The sequence below is a fragment of the Bacillus cereus group sp. BfR-BA-01379 genome (genome assembly GCF_022663605.1).
Taxonomy (GTDB): Bacteria; Bacillota; Bacilli; order Bacillales; family Bacillaceae_G; genus Bacillus_A; species Bacillus_A mobilis.
The window spans coordinates 1-21,014 of record NZ_JAKUFT010000080.1; the positions used below are offsets into that span (position 1 = coordinate 1).

The window sequence follows — 21,014 nt, forward strand, 5'->3', positions numbered from 1 at the left end:
TAATAAGTAGGGAGCAATTTTCTTTTATATTTACACTTTAAAAGTATTATCGTCCTTTTTTAAAGAGCCCAAAAATGATTCTACATGGACGATAATGAAAAGTCAAGAACTACAGTTCTTCCTCTTCTTCTTCTTCAGTTTCATCGTACTCAAGTTCTTCTTCGGCGAAGTCATCGTCATCATCTTCATCTAAATCATCAAGATCTTCGTCATCTCCGTCTTCTTCTTCAAGAACCTTGTCCAAATCTTCTACCTCTTCTTCTTCATTTCCGTCTGCATCGTCGAAGTCTTCATCTTCTTCAATGTAGTCGTCAAAACCGTCTTCTTCAACTTTACGTTTCTTCTTCGGTTTTGGTTGAGGCAAGATTTCTTCATCAATTTGCTCATATGGGTACCAGCTGCGTAGCCCCCAACGATTTTCTCCTAAATTAATGAAACGTCCATCGATGTTTAAATCTGTATAAAATTGTGCGAGTTTCGCATTAACTTGCTCTTGAGATAGTCCCAGCACTTGAGCGATTTCTTGAACCAACTCGTTGAATGTCGTTGCTTGTCTTTTATCCCCTAAAACGCTATGTACAACTTCAATCATTGAACATTCTTTTAGCTCTTCTGGTGAATATTGCTTAAAATTCACTTATGCGGCACTTCCTTTCTTCAAATATAACCTTATATATAACGGTCTGCTTAAAAAAATCCATACTATTCATTATAAACAAAAGTCGCACAAATATGCTACAAAAAAAACGGGAAACTTTAATATGGTAATAAAATTATAATTTGTCTATTCCTTATTTCGGAAACATATGCGCTCCTTGCAGTACATACCTAATTTGCATTTCTGTATATTCTTCAAGCGTATACAGTTTTTGCAGGGCCCAACGTCTAAACCCCCACATTTGTCCTTGTATGAAAATGTTATGTGCAAGAAGCTGTATCTCTTTTTTATTTAATGCAAATGTCCCATTTTCTGTACACTGCTCTAAAATATTCTCAAACATCCCGACCATTTGAAATTCTTTTTCTAATACGTACGGGAGTGATTCTTTCGGTAAAAAACGTACCTCTTGATACATTATTAATACTTCTTCCTGCAATTCGTCCATCACTTTAAAGTAATTCGTTATTGCTATCTTTAAACTTTCTATACTCCCTTTTTCTGTACACACTACTTCCTCTAATCTTTCTTTTACATGCTCATAAATACTATCACAAACTAAATATAAAACATCATCTTTTGTACGAATGTACTCATAAAGTGTTCCAATACTAAACCCAGCCGCCTTCGCAATCTCTCTCGTTGTTGTACGTGGGAACCCTTTTTGCTTAAACAATTGCACCGCACCTTTAATCATTTGTTCACGTCTTAACGCAACTAATTTTTCATCTTTCACGGACGCATGTACATTATGTTTAACCATTCCCTTCACCTCTCTCTATTATTTTTTGGAAGGAAAAAGCGTAGGAAAATACCTACGCTTTCGTTCCTACTTCGTTAACATACGAGAAATTACAAGCCTTTGAATCTCTTGTGTTCCCTCATATATTTGTGTAATCTTTGCATCGCGCATATAACGCTCTACTGGATAATCTTTCGTATAACCGTAACCACCAAATACTTGTACTGCTTCAGTCGTCACCTTCATCGCTGTATCGCCTGCAAATACTTTTGACATCGCTGACTCTTTCCCGTACGGAAGCCCTTCCGATTCAAGCCAAGCCGCTTGGTATGTTAGAAGACGCGCCGCCTCCACATCCGTTGCCATATCTGCAAGTTTAAAGCCAATTCCTTGCTGCGCCGCAATTGGTTTCCCAAACTGATGACGCTCCCTTGCATATTCTACAGAAGCATCTAAAGCCCCTTGCGCAATACCGACTGCTTGCGCGGCAATACCATTACGGCCGCCATCTAATGTTTGCATCGCAACTTTAAATCCTTGGCCCTCTTCCCCTAGTAGATTCTCTACAGGAATACGGCAATCTTCAAACATAATTTCAGTTGTTGGTGAAGAGCGAATCCCTAACTTACTTTCCTTCTTCCCAACTGAAAATCCTGGTGTATCACTTTCCACAATAAACGCGCTCGTACCACGCTGCTTCGATTCAGGATCAGTTAACGCAAAAACAACATAAATATCAGCAATACCGCCATTTGTAATAAAGATTTTCGATCCATTTAAAATGTAATGGTCTCTATCTCGTTTCGCAGTTGTCTTCATTCCGCCAGCATCCGAACCAGAACTCGGCTCTGTTAAGCCGTATGCACCAATTTTCTTCCCTTCAGCCATCGGTCGTAAAAACTTTTGCTTTTGTTCTTCCGTTCCGAATTTAAAAATTGGCCAACCAGCAAGTGAAGTATGTGCAGACAGCGTTACACCTGTTGAAGCACAAACACGAGATAATTCTTCGATAGCAATTACATACGCTAAGTAATCGCTTCCAATTCCGCCGTATTCTTCAGGCCACGGAATGCCGGTTAAACCAAGCTCTGCCATTTGATCAAATAGCGCGCGATCAAATCTCTCTTCTTCATCACGCTCAGCTGCCGTCGGTGCTACTTCGTTCTTAGCAAAATCCCGAACCATTTTTCTTATCATTTCATGTTCTTCTGATAGTTTAAAATGCATGCCCGTCTCCCCCTAGTTCTTTTATAAAGCTCTGCTAATAACGAGTTTTTGTATTTCACTCGTTCCTTCATATATTTGCGTGATTTTCGCATCACGGAAAAATCGTTCTACTGGATAGTCTTTCGTATAACCGTAACCACCAAATACTTGCACCGCTTCAATCGCAACTTCGACAGCCGTCTTAGAAGCGAATAACTTCGCAATAGAAGCCTCTTTACCGCATGGTAATCCTTGCGCTCTTAGCGATGCTGCTCTGTATACAAGTAATCGCGATGCTTCTACACTAGTTGCCATATCTGCAAGTTTGAATCCGATTCCTTGTTGCGCCGCAATTGGCTTTCCGAATTGCTCACGTTCTTTCGCATAATCAATTGCACATGCAAGCGCTGCTTCCGCAATTCCTAAAGCCTGTGCACCAATTCCAATTCGTCCAACATCTAAATTCGCCATCGCTACCTTAAATCCTTGTCCTTCTTCACCAAGTAAATTCTCAGCCGGCACTTTCATATCTTCGAACGTAAGTTGTACTGTGCGAGAACCAAGAAGTCCCATTTTGTGCTCATCTTTTCCAATAATTAAGCCCGGTGTATCTTTCTCTACTATAAATGCAGAAATCCCACTTTTTCCTGCCTCTGGATTTGTAGAAGCGAATACAATGTATGTACTTGCTTCACCGCCATTTGTAATAAATACTTTCGATCCATTAATAATGTAGTGATCGTCTTTCTTTACAGCTCTTGATTTCAAACTCCCTGCATCTGACCCTGCATTTGGTTCTGTTAATGCAAATGCACCTAAATACTCACCAGTCGCTAGTTTAGAAACATATTTCTGCTTCTGGTCTTCTGTTCCGAAGTATAAAATCGGATTCATTCCAACTGACGTATGTACAGCTAAAATTACACCAACCGTTGCACTTACCTTTGAAATTTCCTCAATTGCTAAAATGTAAGAAATAAAATCCATTTCTGCCCCGCCATATTTTGCAGGCGCTGGAATACCCATTAGTCCAAGCTCACCCATCTTTTGCAAAATCCCTTTCGGGAACACCCCTTGTTCCATACTAGGAACAAAGGGAGCTATTTCCTTCTGCGCAAAATCTCGAACCATTTTCCTCATCATTTGTTGCTCTTCAGTAAAATGAAAATTCATGTACTTCGCCTCCATTTGCTATATATCTTTTTAACAATTTGGTAAGACCACTATTTTAATAAAGGGAGGATTTTATTCGTAAACGTAGAAACCACGACCCGTTTTACGTCCTAACCATCCTGCATTCACATACTTGCGTAATAATGGACATGGGCGATATTTACTATCACCTAAGCCTTCATGCAACACTTCCATAATGTATAAACATGTATCTAAACCGATAAAATCAGCGAGCGTTAAAGGCCCCATCGGATGATTCATACCGAGTTTCATTACTTCATCAATCGCTTCTTTCGTCGCTACACCTTCATATAACGTATAGATCGCTTCGTTAATCATCGGCAATAAAATACGGTTCGATACAAACCCTGGGAAATCATTTACTTCAACTGGTACTTTCCCGATTTTCTTCGTAATATCCTCAATCGTTTCATATACCGCATCATCTGTAGCCAAACCACGAATAATCTCAACAAGCTTCATAACCGGAACCGGATTCATAAAGTGCATACCGATTACTTTCTCCGGACGTTTCGTTACCGCTGCAATTTCTGTAATTGGTAGAGATGACGTATTCGTCGCTAAAATTGCGTGTTCTGGAGCAATTTCATCTAGATTTGCAAAGATTTTCTTTTTAATATCCATTTTCTCAACAGCTGCTTCAATAATAAGATCCGTTTCCTTCACACAATCTAAATCAAGCGTTACTGTAAGGCGATTTAGCGTTGCTTCCTTCTCTTCTTCCTTCATGCGTCCTTTTTCTACTTGGCGCGCTAAGTTTTTCGTAATAATAGCCAATCCTCTGTCTAATTGCTCTTGTTTTAAATCTTGTACCTTCACATCATATCCTGCCATTGCACATACTTGCGCAATTCCCGATCCCATTTGTCCCGCACCAATTACAACTATTTTTTGTACACCCATTCTTTCTTCCCCCTTAATATAAATTGTTAATACATCAAAAATTACCTACACGTAAATTAACGAACTTCAATCATAATTGCATCACCTTGACCGCCACCGCTACAAATCGAAGCAATTCCAATTCCGCCGCCGCGCTGCTTCAGTGCGTGGATAAGTGTAACGATAATACGTGCTCCACTTGCTCCAATTGGATGTCCCATTGCCACTGCGCCGCCATTTACATTCAATTTGTCTGGGTCAATTCCTGCAATCTCTGTACTTGCAATTGCTACCGCTGCAAATGCTTCATTAATCTCGAATAAATCGATATCTTCAATTGTCTTGCCTGTTTTTTTCAACAATTCGTTAATTGCATAACCTGGCGTTCTTGGGAAATCTTTAGACTCCACTGCAATTGCTGTATGTGCCAAAATTGTTGCTAATGGCTTTCTTCCTTCTTGCTTTGCTCTGTCTTCGCTCATTAGTACAAGTGCAGCACCACCATCATTTAGTCCTGGCGCATTACCCGCTGTCACTGCTGACGTCTTATCAAATACAGGTTTTAATTTCGCTAATTTTTCAATCGTTGTATCCGCGCGTGGCGCCTCATCCTTTGCAACGACAATAGGATCGCCTTTTCTTTGCGGAATCGTTACTGGCACAATTTCCTCTTCAAAACGTCCTTCTTTATGTGCTGACACCGCACGTTGATGACTACGATATGCCCATTCATCTTGCGCTTCGCGAGAGATCCCATCTTCCTTCGCAACTTCTCCACCATAAACACCCATGTGTATACCTGAAAATGCGCATGTTAAACCGTCAGCAACGTTTAAATCGATTACTTCGTTGTTGCCCATTCTGTATCCCCATCTTGCTCCGCGTAAAATGTAAGGACTGTTACTCATCGACTCCATACCACCAGCTACAATAAGTGATTGGTCGCCAGTACGAATAATTTGATCCGCTAACGTAACCGCACGAAGCCCTGATGCACAAACTTTATTCACTGTTTCCGTCTGCACTTCCCAAGGGATTCCAGCAGCCCTCGCAGCTTGGCGTGATGGAATTTGTCCCTGTCCACCTTGAATAACTGTTCCGAATATAACTTCTTCCACATCATTAGCAGAAACGTTTGCTCTTTCAAGCGCTGCTTTAATTGCAATTCCCCCAAGTTCTGTTGCTTTTACGTCTTTTAAAGATCCTCCAAATTTCCCAACCGGTGTTCTTGCAGCACTTAAAATAACTGTTTTACTCATATCTATTTCCCCCATCTCTTTTTTTAGAACCGAGCGCTCGCTCGGTATTGTTACGTTGAGAAGAGGTGCAATGATTGCACCTCTCTCTAAAGTTGTATTCATGCTTGCAGATTACATCGCTTCTTTCTTCTGTCCGATAACAGAGCGTTCTAAAATCTCTGTTACATCAAGAGTTTGAACCTTCTCTTCTACTTCTTTCGCTTTCGTCCCATCACTAATCATCGTTAAGCAATATGGACAACCTGTACCAATAATGGATGGCTCTACAGCTAGTGCTTGTTCTGTACGAGCAACGTTAATACGTGAACCTGCTGTCTCTTCCATCCACATTAGGCCACCACCTGCGCCACAACACATTCCTGTTTCACGGTTTCGTGCCATTTCTACAAGATTCACACCAGGAATTGCTTTCAAAATGTCGCGCGGTGCTTCGTATACTTCGTTGTATCTTCCTAAATAACAGGAATCATGGTACGTAACTGTTTCCTCAATTGCGTGAACAGGTTTTAAGCGTCCTTCTTTCACCCACTGAGCTAACAATTCTGTATGATGATAGACTTCTGCTTGCAAGCCAAAGTCTGGATACTCATTTTTAAATGTGTTATAAGCGTGAGGATCAATCGTAACGATTTTCTTCACTCCTGCTTTTTCAAATTCCTCGATATTCTTTGTCGCCATCTCTTGGAAGACAAATTCATTTCCAAGACGTCGCGGCGTATCTCCAGAATTCTTTTCTTTATTACCAAGTATCGCGAATGAAATGCCTGCTTCGTTCATTAACTTCGCAAATGATATTGCAATCTTCTGACTACGATTATCATATGATCCCATTGAACCAACCCAGAATAAATATTCAAATTCCTCGCCAGCTTTCGATTTTTCTTTTACAGTTGGAACCGTTACTTCATCATCACCTTGGCGCCAAGTTTCACGCTCTTTACGGTTCAGTCCCCACGGATTCCCTTGACGCTCGATATTCGTCATCGCGCGCTGCGCTTCCGCGTCCATCTTTCCTTCTGTTAAAACGAGGTAGCGGCGTAAATCAATAATTTTGTCAACATGCTCATTCATAACCGGACACTGGTCTTCACAGTTACGGCACGTTGTACAAGCCCAAATCTCTTCCTCCGTAATAACATCTCCGATTAAACTCGGATCGTAAGCTAGCGTTGTAGCCGCTGATTCTTGTTGTCCTTTTCCAGCTGCCATCATTGCTAACTGATTTCCTTGCGTATTATTAAAAGCAACTACTGGAACCCACGGTGCTTTTGATGTCACTGCTGCTCCTTTATCAGTTAAATGATCGCGAAGTTTTAAAATTAAATCCATCGGCGATAACATTTTCCCTGTTCCTGTTGCTGGGCACATATTTGTACAGCGACCACACTCTACGCAAGCGTATAAATCAATAAGCTGATTTTGTCTAAAATCTTCAATTTTACCAACACCAAATGTTTCTTGCGTTTCATCTTCAAAGTCAATCTTTTCAAGTTTCCCTGGATTTGAAAGACGACCGAAGAAAACGTTTGCTGGTCCCGCAATTAAATGCGCGTGTTTTGATTGTGGAACATACACTAAAAATGTTAACAAAATTAGTAGATGCACCCACCAAGAGAAATAGAACACAGAGATGGCTACGGTTTCATTTATTCCCGAGAAAACGTAAGCGATCGCAGAAGCGATTGGTTCACTCCATGAAAGTTCCTCGCCGTGCCATATAATTCCCATCCCATTACCGAGTAGCACAGAAACCATTAAGCCACCAATAAAGATAAGAACAAGACCTGATTTGAAATTACGTTTTAAACGAACTAGCTTCTCAACATAACGTCTATGAAAAGCCCAAAAGACTGCAATTAAAATAACAAGTGTGACAATTTCCTGGAAGAATGTAAATGCAGGGTATAGTGGTCCAAGTGGAAGATGTGATCCTGGTGCGAGTCCTTTCCAAACGAAGTCAATTGCTCCAAATTGGACAAGAATAAATCCGTAAAAGAACATAACGTGAATAATGCCGCTCTTCTTATCTTTCAGCAGCTTTTTCTGACCGAAAACATTGACCTTAAGGAGATCCCAACGCTCTTTAAAACGACGGTCAAATTCAATTTTTTTTCCTAACTGTATGTAGGCCATCCTCGTTCGTATAAGATACACAAACAAATATCCCGCATAAGCAATAACAGCAATGGCAGCCAGCCAATTCATGATCAGTAAACTATTCATTTTTATGCTACCCCTCTCTTTGTAAGCTCTCTTTCTTTTTTAGAATCTTCAAAAACATATAATTTTCTGAATCTTTTCCCCTATCTTCATTATATAATGAGTGAGCATTCAGTCAACAGTTTTTTGTTATACAACAACATATTTTTTCATAAAGCTGTTTATTTCGGTGAAACTATAAAGTGAAACTTTAATCAGTAAAGAGCTGTTTATTCCCTACTGATTATTAGCCTCACCAATCAGGCTTTACCGAGCAACCAGCAAAATGAAGGTGAAAAAAATGCAAAGGAGGGAATTCACTTATGTTCTTCTTATCTCTCTTGTTACTATGCGTTACTCTTTGGATCACAATTGACCTTTTATATGGGAGAATTCTTCATTTAAAGCGTGTGCGCTCTCGTACTTTCCCTTTACGTCAAAGTCATTTTCACCTTTATACATACGGGCAAGATTTATATGATGCTTTATTTACTGATATACAACAAGCTAGGCACCATGTGCACGTTTTGTTCTTCATTGTAAAAAACGATAAAATCAGTCGTGAATTTTTAAAGTTACTTATCGATAGGGCACGGGAAGGAATTGAAGTAAGACTTTTACTCGATCGATTGGGAAGCCATCATTTATCAAACGAGGCAATTCATTCCTTACAAAAACACGGCGTCTCTTTTTCATTTTGTCATAAAGTGAAATTTCCGTTCCTTTTCTTTTCTGCAAATCAAAGAAATCATAGAAAAATTACAGTTATTGACGGGGAAATTGGTTATATTGGTGGATTTAATATTGGAGAAGAATATTTAGGGCATAATCAAAAATTAGGATTATGGCGCGATTATCATTTACGTCTTACAGGCGAAGGTGTACAAGATTTACAAAAACAATTTTTACATGACTGGTTTGATGATACAAACCAAAACTTATTGGATACTTCTCTTTATTTTCCGAAACTGCAACCTGGTACCATCCAACATCAATTTATTCCGACCGATGGGGCATATTTACAACATACTTTTTTACACTTAATTGAAAATACGAAAGATGAACTCTTTATCGGTACACCATATTTCATTCCTGGGAAAAAAATTATGAACGCATTATTAAAAGCACGAAAACGTGGGGTTCAAATCACGATTCTCGTTCCAGAAAAAGCTGATCATGCCCTTGTTCGAGAAGCAAAATTTCCATATTGCCGAAAGTTAATACAAGCTGGGTGCAATATTTACGCATTTCAACAAGGTTTTTTTCACGCTAAAGTTATTATAGCGGACGATTATATCTGTGATATCGGAACTGCAAACTTTGATATGAGAAGTTTATATATTAATCATGAAATCAACTGCCTTTTATATGATAAACATTTTATACAAATAGTAAAAAATAAATTCCATGAAGATCTAAAAAATGCATCCTTACTTTCCTTTAAAGATGTTAGCCCGCATTCCCTTATTGATAGGGGAAAAGAATGGATAGGAACGATATTTGCTTTCTTCTTATAGGAAAGATAATGAGTAAAAAGAGGTGTATCACATATGATTATGCGGTTTGGATATGTCTCACATGCAATGGCACTGTGGGACTGTTCTCCTGCCAAAACGATGACATTTACAAGCTTTCAAAAGCTCAGCAAACAAGAACGAGAAGATAAATTATACGATGTTACAAGGCAGAATCTTGAGCATACAATACGTATTCTTCATTACAATATAGCGCATGAAATTCCGTTATATCGTTTATCCTCTTCCATCGTCCCACTTGCAACACATCCCGAAGTCGAGTTTGATTATATCGGGGCATTTAAACCGCTTTGGCGTAAAATTGGGGCATTAATTAAAGAACACAATTTACGAGTAAGTTTTCATCCAAATCAATTTACGCTATTCACAAGCGACAAGCCACATATTACAACTAACGCGATTACAGATATGACCTATCATTATAAAGTATTAGATGCAATAGGAATTGCAGATTCTTCCTATATTAATATCCATGTAGGTGGTGCCTATGGAAATAAAGAACAAGCGGTTGGGCGTTTCCATGAAAATATAAAAAAACTTCCTACACATATAAAAAAGCAAATGACGCTTGAAAACGATGATAAAACATATACAACTGCTGAAACTTTATCGATTTGCCAAAAAGAAAAGATCCCATTCGTATTCGATTATCATCATCACATAGCAAACCTTTGCGAGGAACCGCTAGAATTGTTACTTCCTGCAATTTTTGAAACTTGGTCACATACAAATATCCCTCCTAAAGTTCACATTTCCTCCCCTAAATCAAAAAAAGAATTTAGGGCCCATGCTGAATATATTGATTTAGAGTTTATTAAGCCTTTCTTACAAATTGCAAAAAAAATCAATCATAATTTCGATATTATGATTGAAAGTAAACAGAAAGATTTAGCAATGCTGCAATTCATACATGAATTATCCTCTATAAGAGGAATAAAAAGAATAAATGGCTCAACATTACAATGGTAAATTGTAATGTTGAGCTATTTTTTTCAAAAAAAGTAATTTTTTTAGTAAAAAACACTCTATTTTATATGCTATGATTGGAATTAGCATTTTCCACCTGTGATTCAACTTTATTGAAACGGAGTCATAATATGATTAATCAAAAAAAATATGTATACTTTGTCACGATGTATATAACTATATTTTCCCTTTGGATATTTCTTATCCCTAAGGACTTGAATATAAAAGAAATCGGAATTCTCTTCTTATTTTGTTTTGCTGCACTCTTTTCTTGCTATTGCTTATATAAAGCTATTAAGAAAATGAAGCGTAGCGATAAATTATTTTGGGTTTTATTACTATGCACTTGCATATGCGGACTAACTATGGAAATAACTTTATTTCTTCATTCACTTTCTATATATGATCAAGTCATATTCTCATATAAGGCACTACCTTTTTTCATCATACAATATATTTTGCTCTTTTCTGGGTTTGCTATCAAATTTATAAAGTATTACTCTATTAGAGGCCTTGCTCAATTTTCATTCGATAGCATCTTTATTGTTATTATGAATATTTATTTTACCTTAACTTTTATTTTGGACCTTTCAAGCTTTCGCATGCTAACGACAGATCACTGGGTTTTAATTGGATACTTTATTGCACAAGCATTAGTAATTTATGCCGTTATTAGCCTATATAGACGAGAACAATATTCTGCTAGCAGAATTTCATTAATTATCGGCTTTACTATCATACTTTTGTACGGATATATACATCTGTTTCAATTAAACACAGGGATGAAAACTTCTTCTGAAGTCTCTTACTTAATACATACTGCTTCAATTTTATTAATTGGTTTATCGTCCATACTATACATATTGGATAAACCAATGCAGCATGAAACGAAAACAAAGTATTATCGCTTTGACTACGTACGTTTTATATTACCTTATTTCAGTATAATCATTACATTTTCCTTCATTCTTATTCAACCTTGGAATGATAAGTTCATGTTAATCGGTCTAGTATTATCACTCATCTTATTATTCCTACGACAACTTTATATGTGGAAGGATAATCGAGCATTAATCGATACATACGAACAGTTGACTACACAACTAGAAGGCAAAGTAGAAGAAGGTGCATCTGCGTTATCAAAGAGTGAACAACGCTATAAATCTTTATTCGAAGATCATCCTGATGCCGTTTTCTCTTTAAATATGAATGGTATTTTCCAGCAATCTAATACAGCTTGTGAAAGCCTATTTACTGCCTACTATTGTGAAGTAGAAAGCTATGCTCTTCTACACTTTATTGACTCAAAAGACCATGATCTACTAAAGAAAGCTTTACAAATAACAACAGAAGGTAGACCACAAACTTTAGAAGTTCGCACGAAAGAAAAAGAAGGCTATTACTATTACCTTCACATTACACTTATCCCTACTTTCATAAACAAAGAAGTTGTTGGGATGTTCGGCATAGCACGTGATATTACAACTTTATATGAAAAGCAAAAACAAGTAGAACATTTAGCCTTTCATGATGCGCTTACTGGGTTACCAAATCGTCGAAAGTTTGAAAAAGATTTAAAAAACATTTTAAATACAGCTCAAACTAGCGCAAATGATGTTGCCGTCATGTTCCTTGATTTAGATCGATTCAAAAAAATTAACGATAGACTTGGACACGATGTCGGAGATCTATTATTAATTGAAGTAGCAAAAAGATTACGCAGTTGCTTACGTTCAAAAGATGTCGTCGCTCGTCAAGGTGGAGATGAGTTTACAATTCTATTGCCAGATATGTACTCAGAAAAAAGTGCGGCTTTTATAGCTGAACAGATTTTAACTATTTTAAACAAACCATTCTTCATTAAAGATGAAGAACTATCTATTACACCGAGTATCGGAATTGCCATGTATCCTGATTATGGAACCGATGTTACTGAATTAATGAAAAATGCTGATATGGCTATGTATCGAGCAAAAGCAAATGGAAAAAATAGATTTGTTTTCTTCTCAAAAGAAATGAGTATTGCCCAAAATGAGATCCAATTCTTAGAAGGCGAGCTCGCAAAAGCATTACAACAAAATGAATTTTTCCTTGAATACCAGCCACAAGTAAATACAACAACAAAACAAATTATCGGTTTTGAAGCATTAATTCGTTGGAAGCACCCAAAACTCGGCATCGTGTCCCCTGCCCAATTCATTCCTCTAGCGGAGGAAACTGGATTTATTATTGAACTTGGAAATTGGATTTTACGTACTGCTTGCTTAGAGGCAAAGAGATGGCATAATCAAGGTTTTTCTCACCTGAAAGTTGGTGTAAATTTATCTGTTGTTCAATTTAATCATGCAGATTTAATCCCTACTATTTCAAAGGTGTTAGAAGAAACCGAACTAAAATCAGAAGCACTAGATATCGAAATTACAGAAAGTATCGCCATTAATCAAAATCAATCTGTAGTTGCAAAACTAGAACAGCTTCAAAATCTCGGTATTCAAATTTCAATCGATGACTTTGGAACTGGTTATAGTTCTTTAGCTTATTTAACAAAATACCCAATTAACACATTAAAAATTGCTCGAGAGTTTATTTGTGGAATTACAAATAGTCCTTTAGAGGAAGCGATTATCTCCTCCATCATTACACTATCTAAAGAACTAAATTTAGAAGTTATTGCGGAAGGTGTAGAGACCGAAGAACAATGGAAGTTTTTATATGAACAAAACTGTGACCACATTCAAGGATTCTTTATTAGCAAACCTGTTTCTAGTAAAGATGTTTGGAGGTTACTCCACAAAAAAACAACCGTCTAAGTGACGGTTGTTTTTTAATGTTCAAATGGTAAATCTGAAGCTAATTGTACCTCTTGATCATTATGAGAAATTACTTGGCTTTTCTCTAAAGCTGTATCTGTTAATGAAATACCCCATGCCATTGCTAACGTTAATAGACTACCAATAAGTAATTTTTTCATATTCCATCACCCACATTGTTTTCTTATAATATATCATGAAAATTTATCCACCATTTATGCAATTATGCATACCCATTTTTTGGAGATACCATCTTGTAAATGCAACTTACGAAATATACCACTATACATATTTCAAATTATTTTAGTTTAAGTACTTCTTTTTTTTTAATAAGGTTTCTTTGTACGAATGTAAATCTAATAGATCAAAGAAGAAAGACGCTTTTTTATACACTTCTTTAATATCATCTGATGAACACTCTAATTTCTCAAGGCACTCGCCTTTTTGATAATACAATTGACCGATTAATTCCATACTTCCCATATAACGAGAAGATTCAATCGCTTCATTTACTTGGTACAATGCCTCTTCAAACTGATCACTCAAATATAAGGCTTTTGCATAATTGTATCGAACTTTAACTGTGAATGCTTCATCATTATGTAGCGATTCTAATTGTTCTAAAATAGCTCGAAATGAAGTTATTGCCCTATCTAATTGATTATTTTCCGCACAAATACTTGCAATAGAATTTTCAATATACAAATTTTGAAATACATCTATCCCTCCGTATGATTGATGTACAATTTTTTTTAACTCTAAAATGCAATATTCAAAATTAATTTTCTGTAAAACGTATGCAGATAAATAATAATACCAAAGAAGAAACTGATTAAATTCTGGATGAAATTTTTCTTTTTTTAGTTCATTTGAAATAATGCTATAAATTTCAGCATATTGTTTCTTCTTACTCAACATTTGAATTTTATCTTTAAATAACTTTTTTCTTTCAATATCAGAATAAATAAGTACTTCATAAAAGTGAATAATAGGAACCTGTAATTTCGCTGCGATCCCCTGCAATATATCCATACTTGGGTATACCGCGCCCGATTCAATTCGACTCACTTCCGATTGATGACATATGTTCTCGGATAACTGTTTTTGTGTTAATCCCCTCATTACCCTAATCTTCTTAATTTCATTTCCTAATTTTTCTGCGTGCATACTTACTCACCATCCCATTATAACAATCTAATTTGTTAAGTTGTCATACCACTACAATAATGTGAATTCGACAATTTTTGATATGAAATAATGCATAATATATATAAAATTCGGCAAATTTTTCATACAATCCATTTTACATACAATAATAGATTAGTAGTTTTATAGATACATTATAGGAACTTTGCCCGTGCTTTCGTTACATTCGATCTTCTTTATCCTTTATCAGCAGAAGCTATTCACACCCAAGAACTAGATAGAAATGAAGTAAAAGTTGAAATTGCTCAGCCTAGTTTAACAATTTAAAAATTAACACAACCTCAAAATGATACGAAAAAATATAGCGAAAAAGTATTTAAAGGAGTGAAATAGACGAGGCTAAATCTCAACAAGAGTAACTGACAACTGAAATGAATGTAGATTCTCGACCTACAAATAAAGAAACAAAAGAAATCAAACCGAAGTGCGCCTTGCACAAACTTACAAAAACTATAAAGTATATAGTCAAGATTTCATTGTAAAAGTAGATAAAAATGGAGTAATTACAACTGTTAGTGGAAAAGTTGTCCAAAATTCAGACCAACAACCTAATCTAACTATAACAAATTTTTTGTCGAAAAATGAAGTAAAATCTGCATTACGTACTACACTTCAAATTCCAAACGATTCAACTGAGACCGAATTGTCTAGTGAAACGCTTGTTTATAAGAAAAAAGAAGTTTACCACTCATAGGTAAACTTCTTTTCATATCCATCCCTTTTCTTCCGCAATTGTAATTGCCTCAATTCTATTTTTCGCATCGAGCTTCGTTAATACTTCAGAAATGTAATTACGTACTGTTCCAGGTGAAAGATAAAGTGCTTTCGCAATTTCATTTGCCGTCTTTCCTTCTTTTGCAAGTAACAATACTTCTTTTTCACGATCTGATAACGGGTTTTGCTCCTGCCATAAGCCGAACATTAAATCTTGAGAAATCTCTCGCTTTCCTTTCATTACATTACGAATCGATGCAGCTAAATCTTCACTTGGGCTATCTTTTAATAAATATCCGTGCACGCCAGCTTTCATAGCTCGTTCAAAATATCCAGGTCGTGCAAATGTTGTTAAAATCATTACCTTACATGCTGATTTTTCTTTCTTTAACATCTCTGCAACATCTAATCCGCTTTGAATTGGCATTTCAATATCCATGATGCTTACATCAGGCTGTAGCGATTCGATTAATTTTAGCGCCTCTTCCCCATTCGCAGCTTGCCCAATTACTTCAATATCATCTTCTAGATCAAGTAAGGCCCCTAATGCACCACGAAGCATCCGCTGATCTTCTGCAATAATAATTCGAATCATGCCCTCACCTCATCTTTTCCTGTTCGAATAACAACTGGAACTTTTACTGTTAATAGTGTCCCTGGATTGATTGTACCGAGTTCAACAAACCCATCAATAAGAGCGATGCGCTCTTTCATACCACGAATGCCATTCCCATCGTGGCCTTGATCTGCTAAACCGATTCCGTTATCTTCTACTTTCAAGATCAGCTCACCTTGGGATTCTAATACAGAGACTGTACACTTTGTCGCCTTACTATGTTTTACAACATTCGTCACAGCTTCCCGTAAACACATTCCTAAAATATTTTGTTCAATAGGTGATAACGAACTCGAACTTGCTTCCTGTTTTACTTCTAATTCGATATTAGCCGCTTGTAAGATCGTCCTTATTTGCTCGATCTCTTCTTCTACTGTAATCATACGCATATCCGAAATTAACTCTCTTAGCTGCTTTAATGCCGTGCGAGATGTTTGTGTAATTTCCTTTGCTTCCACACTTGCGCGCTCCGGATTTTTTACAATTAACTTCTCCACGAGCTGACTTTTTAAAGTAATGAGTGACAACGTATGTCCTAACGTATCATGAAGATCCCTTGCAATTCGCTGCCTTTCTTCACGTTTTACTAAGTCTTTAATTTGTTCGTTTGCCTCGTTTAATTGATTTCTTAACATCTTTTTTTGATTAAAGTTGCGCATACCGAAAGGCGCAACAAGCATCAAAATAAGCATCGGGACAGTATTTATAAAGCTTGTAAATGAAAAACCCGCACCATATACAAATGTTATAAGCGTTACAACTAATAAGCCCAATAATATACGGAATATTTTTTTCGTAGGTGCGAATGCTATGGCATTTGATGTGAAAAAACATAAAAAAATAAGATACGGACTATAAAAAAAGCTAAATACCAAGGCTATAACCAGTTGCAAACAAGCCCACATTGCGAACATTTTTGTAACAAAATACAACTGCCGGTATGCTAATACAAAAAGAATTAGCATGCCAGCCCCAAACATTAACCTTGAGCCCTCCTCTTGTACAATTGCATAAATCGGAAACGCTAAATACACAAGCCACATATACGGGAAGAAACCCATATGTTTCGGAAAAATCTCAATCCTCTTCTTCTCTATCATTTATACCGCTTCCTGTCTTTTTCTTATATATATTGATACTACAACAAATATAAGGAAATAACCTCCTAATACCGCGATATTTTCCCAACCAACTGATTTCCCAGCTACAATATTCCATGCACCACTTCCGAAATGATATGTTGGTGTCCATTCACCAATCGTTCTTAATATTTTCGGGAATACTTCGATCGGCATCCATAGACCACCAAGAATGGCTAAACACATATTTAAAATATTTGCTAATCCTGCTGCCGCATCCGCCTTCTTAATAGAACCTATTACTGTTCCTAACGCTAAAAATGGTGTTACACCTAACAACAACCACAATCCAGCACCAATCCATTGCCCTACTGTTAACTCAACATGATTAATTAATATTCCTGCGATAAAGATAACTAAGATTGAAAAAGCATTCACTACCGTTTGAGCGATGATTTTGGCCGTTATATATGCCCCCTCTGGAAGTGGTGTAATTTTCAACAAATGTGTCCACCCTTGCCCCTTTTCCTGAGAAATCCTTACACCGAAACTAAAAAGTGCCGTCCCTACAATACTGAACGTCGCCATTGAGATTAAATAATGTGCTTTCCACGCATCTCCGTTTTGTGGCACTTGAATAACATTAGTGAAAATGTAGTAAAACATAACTGGCATTAGTAATGAGAAAAAGATAAACAATTTATTACGAAACGTACGTAAAATTTCTATTTTGCATTGCATCCATAAAGCTCTCATGCGATTTCCTCCTCCTGATTTGCGACAAACTGTTCAAATGCTTCATCAAGACTTCCACGTTCAACTGAAACATCTGTTACAGGTAAGTTCTTTTGATAAATCGCTTTTAAAGTTGCATCTGTATCTTCAGTTGTTAAAGTGAAGTGCCCATCGTTTGACTGTACTTCTGTTACGTTTGGTAATTCTTTTAGTAATTTTGCAGGAATACTTTCCTTCGAATAAAACTTGATTGTTTTTCGCGAAATCGTCGCCTTCATCTCATCTGGTGTACCATCTGCGATAATCTTTCCATTCGCAAACAATAAAATACGATTCGCCAATGCATCCGCTTCTTCTAAATAGTGCGTCGTTAAAATAATTGTTTTCCCTTCACTTGCTAACTTTCGAATTGTTTCCCAAAACGTTCTTCGAGACGTAATATCCATTCCAACTGTCGGCTCATCTAAAAATAACAAATCAGGATTTCCTGCAAGTGCGAGTGCAAAGTTTAACCTTCTTTTTTGCCCACCTGATAATTTCTCACATCTTTGCTTTCGCTCCGATTCTAAATTTGATAACTGTAGTAACGTTTCCTTCGCTACCGGATTCGTATAATAACTACGGAATAACTCAATTGCCTCTTCCACTGTAATACTATCAATGACACTTACTTCTTGTAGCATCGCACCGAGGCTATTACGAACATCTCTATGCTTGGGGCTCTTTCCAAATATAGAAACAGTTCCTTCCGTCGGATCCTTTAATCCAAGCATCATCGACATCGTCGTCGTTTTCCCTGCACCGTTTGGTCCAAGTAGTGCTACGATTTCTCCTTTATTCACATGAAATGAAACGTTATTTACTGCCTTTTTATATTTAAATGTTTTAGAAACACCATTTACTTCTATAATCTTTTCCATCTCTCCACCCCCGCTGTTTCTTATATTTACATTGTACGTGTTGGAAAACTTAGGAAACAGTATGATGCGTCATGACATCGATATGACAATTGTCATGTATTCCTTATGAGAGGAATCAGCCCACACACCGCAAGCGAGTAGCAGGACGAAAATAAACATGATACAATCGGGTAAGATATATATTCGAGGAAGGACAGTGGTTTTCATGATTATTCGTAATGAACAAGATTTAGAAGGCTTACGAAAAATCGGCCGCATCGTTGCGCTTGCACGTGAAGAAATGAAAAAAGAAGCGAAGCCAGGTATGACAACGAAAGAGCTTGATTTGATCGGTAAAAAAGTATTAGATGAGCATGGTGCTATTTCTGCACCTGAAAAAGAATATGATTTCCCAGGTGTAACTTGTATTAGTGTAAACGAAGAAGTTGCTCACGGTATTCCAGGGGATCGCGTATTAAAAGAAGGCGACTTAGTAAATGTCGACGTATCTGCTGCACTTGATGGCTATTATGCAGATACAGGTATTTCATTTGTACTTGGAGAAGATGAAGCAAAAGAAAAGCTTTGCCAAGCAGCTGTTGATGCATTTTGGGCAGCAATGAAAAAGGTGAAAGCTGGTTCAAAACAAAACCAAATTGGTCGTGCTGTTTCAAACTTTGCACATAAAAATGGATACAATGTGATTCAAAACTTAACTGGTCACGGTATTGGTCTTAGCTTACATGAAGCACCAAACCACATTTTAAGCTACTTCGATCCAATGGATAATGCGCTTCTAAAAGACGGTCTTGTTATCGCTGTAGAACCATTCATTTCTATGAAAGCTGATCACATTATCGAGCGTGGTGACGATGGTTGGACATTCGTTACACCTGATAAAAGCCTTGTTGCACAATGCGAACATACAGTTGTCGTAACACGCGGCGAACCGATAATTTTAACAGAAATATAAAAAAGAACCGCTTCTTAATAGGAAGCGGTTCTTTTTTATGTACTTTTTTGAAAAGAAGCAATACGGTTGAACTCTTTTTCATTTACGTATATAATTTTTAACGAAGGTTATTGATGATTATCTCTCATAAAAGATGATCAAGGGAGTACCTTCTTTTTTTATTTAATAGCATCGATTAAAGTAATGCGTTCTATTTATTATAAAACGCTGTCTTCGCTTTAATCTACGAATTGTATACTCTGTTAGACAGTACATATTTTCTTCATCCTGACCAAATTCAAGCTACATTTTATTACTACCTCAATACGATTTTTTACAATAGGATACATTATTTTGGTTAGCGTGTATCGTAAAACGTACCTTTATAACGATTCTTTGCACATTGCAAGAATACAAATCATTATAAAATAGTTTAAGCTTTTCACTGCATATTTTTTGTATGTACCTATTTTATAAAGAACCACGTAACAAGTCGCACCCTATAAAGGTCTGATATCATTCCTTATCAGTATTTTATTCGACATTTTTTGTCGAAACTTGTATATTCATTCCCTATATTATTAGAATATACATTTTGTTTTACGTTACAAAGCATCGAATATGAATACTTTCCCTAAAGAGTATACGTAGTAAAGGAGGCATTACGTAAATCACATTGATCCATGATAAACAATCTCTTCACAAAGCATTTTTATGCAATAGAAGGATTCATAAAGGAGGCACAATGAAAAAACTTTTCAATATATGTTTAATTGTATTCGTACTATTTTCACAGCTTGCTAGTTTTCCATACAATCAAGTAAAAGCGGAAACATTAACAGGCAATTCATTATTTGACACTGTTGAAATGAAAGATGCAACGAATCATATTATTGACGAAGCATTAAATCCTAAAAACTTAATACAAGTAGGATCAACCATTCACCTAGAATATGCTTGGTCAATAAAAGATCATCAAACAGACTCAGCAGTGCTCCAAATACCTAACGCATTAAAAGTTCAAAATAATCAACAAGGCAATCTGATGGCAGATCAGCAAATTATTGGTCAATATTTTGTTACAGCAAACGATAACAAAATGAAACTAGTATTTAACGATCAAGTAAAAGATTTCAAAGGTGCTAGCGGAAAAATCAATTTTGATACAGTATTCAATCCTGATTTAAAACCTGGTGCAAAATCTGTTCAGCTCTCGTTCCCTCTAGGTACAACAGCTAAGTCTATTTCAATTCCCGTTCAAGTAGATAGCCCTGCTTCACCTACTACGAATAAGGACACTGCAGAACAACCTACGGATGAGCAAAAGAACGGCGACGCTCAGCAACCTGTGGATGAACAAAA

The 21,014-nt window shown here is 36.7% G+C and carries 18 protein-coding genes and 1 pseudogene; 6 read left to right on the plus strand and 13 right to left on the minus strand.

The features are described 5' to 3' along the window. Positions 1-109: 109 nt before the first annotated feature. The 7 genes from rpoE to MR113_RS22865 all read right to left on the minus strand — a co-directional run bounded on the left by rpoE (position 110) and on the right by MR113_RS22865 (position 8,164). Positions 110-637: a DNA-directed RNA polymerase subunit delta gene (rpoE, locus tag MR113_RS22835; protein WP_097817084.1), complete on the minus strand. Its 528-nt coding sequence runs from the start codon at positions 635-637 to the stop codon at positions 110-112. A gap of 154 nt (positions 638-791) precedes the next feature. Further along, positions 792-1,421 carry a TetR/AcrR family transcriptional regulator gene (locus MR113_RS22840; RefSeq protein WP_097817085.1) on the minus strand — a complete coding sequence of 210 codons (630 nt, stop codon included), beginning with the start codon at positions 1,419-1,421 and terminating at the stop codon, positions 792-794. 66 nt (positions 1,422-1,487) lie between these two features. Next, complete coding sequence (acdA, locus tag MR113_RS22845) at positions 1,488-2,627, minus strand: acyl-CoA dehydrogenase AcdA (protein WP_242256960.1); 1,140 nt, start codon at positions 2,625-2,627, stop codon at positions 1,488-1,490. Positions 2,628-2,648: 21 nt separating this feature from the next. Further along, positions 2,649-3,779 (minus strand): acyl-CoA dehydrogenase, encoded by a 1,131-nt coding sequence (locus MR113_RS22850; RefSeq protein ID WP_242256961.1) that lies wholly within the window; start codon positions 3,777-3,779, stop codon positions 2,649-2,651. A gap of 72 nt (positions 3,780-3,851) precedes the next feature. Continuing rightward, entirely contained in the window at positions 3,852-4,703 is an 852-nt protein-coding gene (locus tag MR113_RS22855; protein WP_242256962.1) for a 3-hydroxybutyryl-CoA dehydrogenase, read from the minus strand. A gap of 56 nt (positions 4,704-4,759) precedes the next feature. Continuing rightward, positions 4,760-6,043 carry an acetyl-CoA C-acetyltransferase gene (locus tag MR113_RS22860; RefSeq protein WP_242256963.1) on the minus strand — a complete coding sequence of 428 codons (1,284 nt, stop codon included), beginning with the start codon at positions 6,041-6,043 and terminating at the stop codon, positions 4,760-4,762. Between the two features lie 9 nt (positions 6,044-6,052). After that, complete coding sequence (locus MR113_RS22865) at positions 6,053-8,164, minus strand: (Fe-S)-binding protein (protein WP_242240742.1); 2,112 nt, start codon at positions 8,162-8,164, stop codon at positions 6,053-6,055. Between the two features lie 299 nt (positions 8,165-8,463). Between MR113_RS22865 and cls the strand changes: the two genes are divergently transcribed. The 3 genes from cls to MR113_RS22880 all read left to right on the plus strand — a co-directional run bounded on the left by cls (position 8,464) and on the right by MR113_RS22880 (position 13,451). Beyond that, entirely contained in the window at positions 8,464-9,657 is a 1,194-nt protein-coding gene (cls, locus tag MR113_RS22870) for a cardiolipin synthase (RefSeq protein ID WP_242256964.1), read from the plus strand. A gap of 33 nt (positions 9,658-9,690) precedes the next feature. Continuing rightward, the gene (gene uvsE / locus MR113_RS22875; RefSeq protein ID WP_242256965.1) at positions 9,691-10,644 is read left to right on the plus strand and encodes a UV DNA damage repair endonuclease UvsE; all 954 of its coding nucleotides are present in this window, start codon (positions 9,691-9,693) and stop codon (positions 10,642-10,644) included. Between the two features lie 128 nt (positions 10,645-10,772). Beyond that, positions 10,773-13,451 (plus strand): DUF4084 domain-containing protein, encoded by a 2,679-nt coding sequence (locus MR113_RS22880; RefSeq protein WP_242256966.1) that lies wholly within the window; start codon positions 10,773-10,775, stop codon positions 13,449-13,451. A gap of 14 nt (positions 13,452-13,465) precedes the next feature. Here MR113_RS22880 and papR read toward each other — a convergent pair whose 3' ends face one another. Both papR and MR113_RS22890 read right to left on the minus strand, forming a co-directional pair. Beyond that, positions 13,466-13,612, minus strand: coding sequence for a quorum-sensing peptide PapR (gene papR, locus MR113_RS22885; RefSeq protein WP_000734740.1), 147 nt, complete (start codon positions 13,610-13,612; stop codon positions 13,466-13,468). Between the two features lie 142 nt (positions 13,613-13,754). Next, on the minus strand, positions 13,755-14,618 hold the full coding sequence (locus MR113_RS22890) for a helix-turn-helix domain-containing protein (protein ID WP_242256967.1): 864 nt from the start codon (positions 14,616-14,618) through the stop codon (positions 13,755-13,757). A gap of 168 nt (positions 14,619-14,786) precedes the next feature. Between MR113_RS22890 and MR113_RS22895 the strand changes: the two are divergent. Beyond that, positions 14,787-15,348: pseudogene (locus MR113_RS22895) on the plus strand (M4 family metallopeptidase); the annotation flags it as partial. A 15-nt stretch (positions 15,349-15,363) separates the two neighbouring features. On the opposite strand, the gene MR113_RS22900 reads toward MR113_RS22895, so the two are convergent. From MR113_RS22900 to MR113_RS22915, 4 genes are read right to left on the minus strand one after another with little or no spacing between them, the layout of a single operon-like run. Then, positions 15,364-15,966, minus strand: a complete 603-nt coding sequence (locus tag MR113_RS22900; RefSeq protein WP_242256968.1) for a response regulator transcription factor — start codon at positions 15,964-15,966, stop codon at positions 15,364-15,366. Then, on the minus strand, positions 15,963-17,087 hold the full coding sequence (locus MR113_RS22905; protein WP_242256969.1) for a sensor histidine kinase: 1,125 nt from the start codon (positions 17,085-17,087) through the stop codon (positions 15,963-15,965). The genes MR113_RS22900 and MR113_RS22905 overlap by 4 nt, the downstream gene beginning before the upstream one ends. Beyond that, positions 17,088-17,822 carry an ABC transporter permease gene (locus MR113_RS22910; RefSeq protein ID WP_242256970.1) on the minus strand — a complete coding sequence of 245 codons (735 nt, stop codon included), beginning with the start codon at positions 17,820-17,822 and terminating at the stop codon, positions 17,088-17,090. After that, positions 17,819-18,721, minus strand: a complete 903-nt coding sequence (locus tag MR113_RS22915) for an ABC transporter ATP-binding protein (protein WP_242256971.1) — start codon at positions 18,719-18,721, stop codon at positions 17,819-17,821. The genes MR113_RS22910 and MR113_RS22915 overlap by 4 nt, the downstream gene beginning before the upstream one ends. A gap of 157 nt (positions 18,722-18,878) precedes the next feature. Here MR113_RS22915 and map point away from each other — a divergent pair, with 157 nt between their 5' ends. Then, positions 18,879-19,673, plus strand: a complete 795-nt coding sequence (gene map / locus MR113_RS22920) for a type I methionyl aminopeptidase (protein ID WP_002096176.1) — start codon at positions 18,879-18,881, stop codon at positions 19,671-19,673. Positions 19,674-20,397: 724 nt separating this feature from the next. After that, positions 20,398-21,014 (plus strand): Ig-like domain-containing protein (locus tag MR113_RS22925; RefSeq protein ID WP_242256972.1); only part of this gene is annotated, 617 nt, incomplete at its 3' end.

What these genes read in the sequence shown, in the direction of transcription:
- MR113_RS22840 (WP_097817085.1), bottom strand. Translation starts at nt 1,421, where the DNA reads ATGGTTAAACATAATGTACATGCGTCCGTGAAAGATGAAAAATTAGTT.
- MR113_RS22860 (WP_242256963.1), bottom strand. Translation starts at nt 6,043, where the DNA reads ATGAATACAACTTTAGAGAGAGGTGCAATCATTGCACCTCTTCTCAAC.
- MR113_RS22850 (WP_242256961.1), bottom strand. Translation starts at nt 3,779, where the DNA reads ATGAATTTTCATTTTACTGAAGAGCAACAAATGATGAGGAAAATGGTT.
- MR113_RS22855 (WP_242256962.1), bottom strand. Translation starts at nt 4,703, where the DNA reads ATGGGTGTACAAAAAATAGTTGTAATTGGTGCGGGACAAATGGGATCG.
- MR113_RS22905 (WP_242256969.1), bottom strand. Translation starts at nt 17,087, where the DNA reads ATGATAGAGAAGAAGAGGATTGAGATTTTTCCGAAACATATGGGTTTC.
- acdA (WP_242256960.1), bottom strand. Translation starts at nt 2,627, where the DNA reads ATGCATTTTAAACTATCAGAAGAACATGAAATGATAAGAAAAATGGTT.
- MR113_RS22880 (WP_242256966.1), top strand. Translation starts at nt 10,773, where the DNA reads ATGATTAATCAAAAAAAATATGTATACTTTGTCACGATGTATATAACT.
- MR113_RS22865 (WP_242240742.1), bottom strand. Translation starts at nt 8,164, where the DNA reads ATGAATAGTTTACTGATCATGAATTGGCTGGCTGCCATTGCTGTTATT.
- MR113_RS22915 (WP_242256971.1), bottom strand. Translation starts at nt 18,721, where the DNA reads ATGGAAAAGATTATAGAAGTAAATGGTGTTTCTAAAACATTTAAATAT.
- papR (WP_000734740.1), bottom strand. Translation starts at nt 13,612, where the DNA reads ATGAAAAAATTACTTATTGGTAGTCTATTAACGTTAGCAATGGCATGG.
- MR113_RS22910 (WP_242256970.1), bottom strand. Translation starts at nt 17,822, where the DNA reads ATGAGAGCTTTATGGATGCAATGCAAAATAGAAATTTTACGTACGTTT.
- map (WP_002096176.1), top strand. Translation starts at nt 18,879, where the DNA reads ATGATACAATCGGGTAAGATATATATTCGAGGAAGGACAGTGGTTTTC.
- uvsE (WP_242256965.1), top strand. Translation starts at nt 9,691, where the DNA reads ATGATTATGCGGTTTGGATATGTCTCACATGCAATGGCACTGTGGGAC.
- MR113_RS22900 (WP_242256968.1), bottom strand. Translation starts at nt 15,966, where the DNA reads ATGATTCGAATTATTATTGCAGAAGATCAGCGGATGCTTCGTGGTGCA.
- cls (WP_242256964.1), top strand. Translation starts at nt 8,464, where the DNA reads ATGTTCTTCTTATCTCTCTTGTTACTATGCGTTACTCTTTGGATCACA.
- MR113_RS22890 (WP_242256967.1), bottom strand. Translation starts at nt 14,618, where the DNA reads ATGCACGCAGAAAAATTAGGAAATGAAATTAAGAAGATTAGGGTAATG.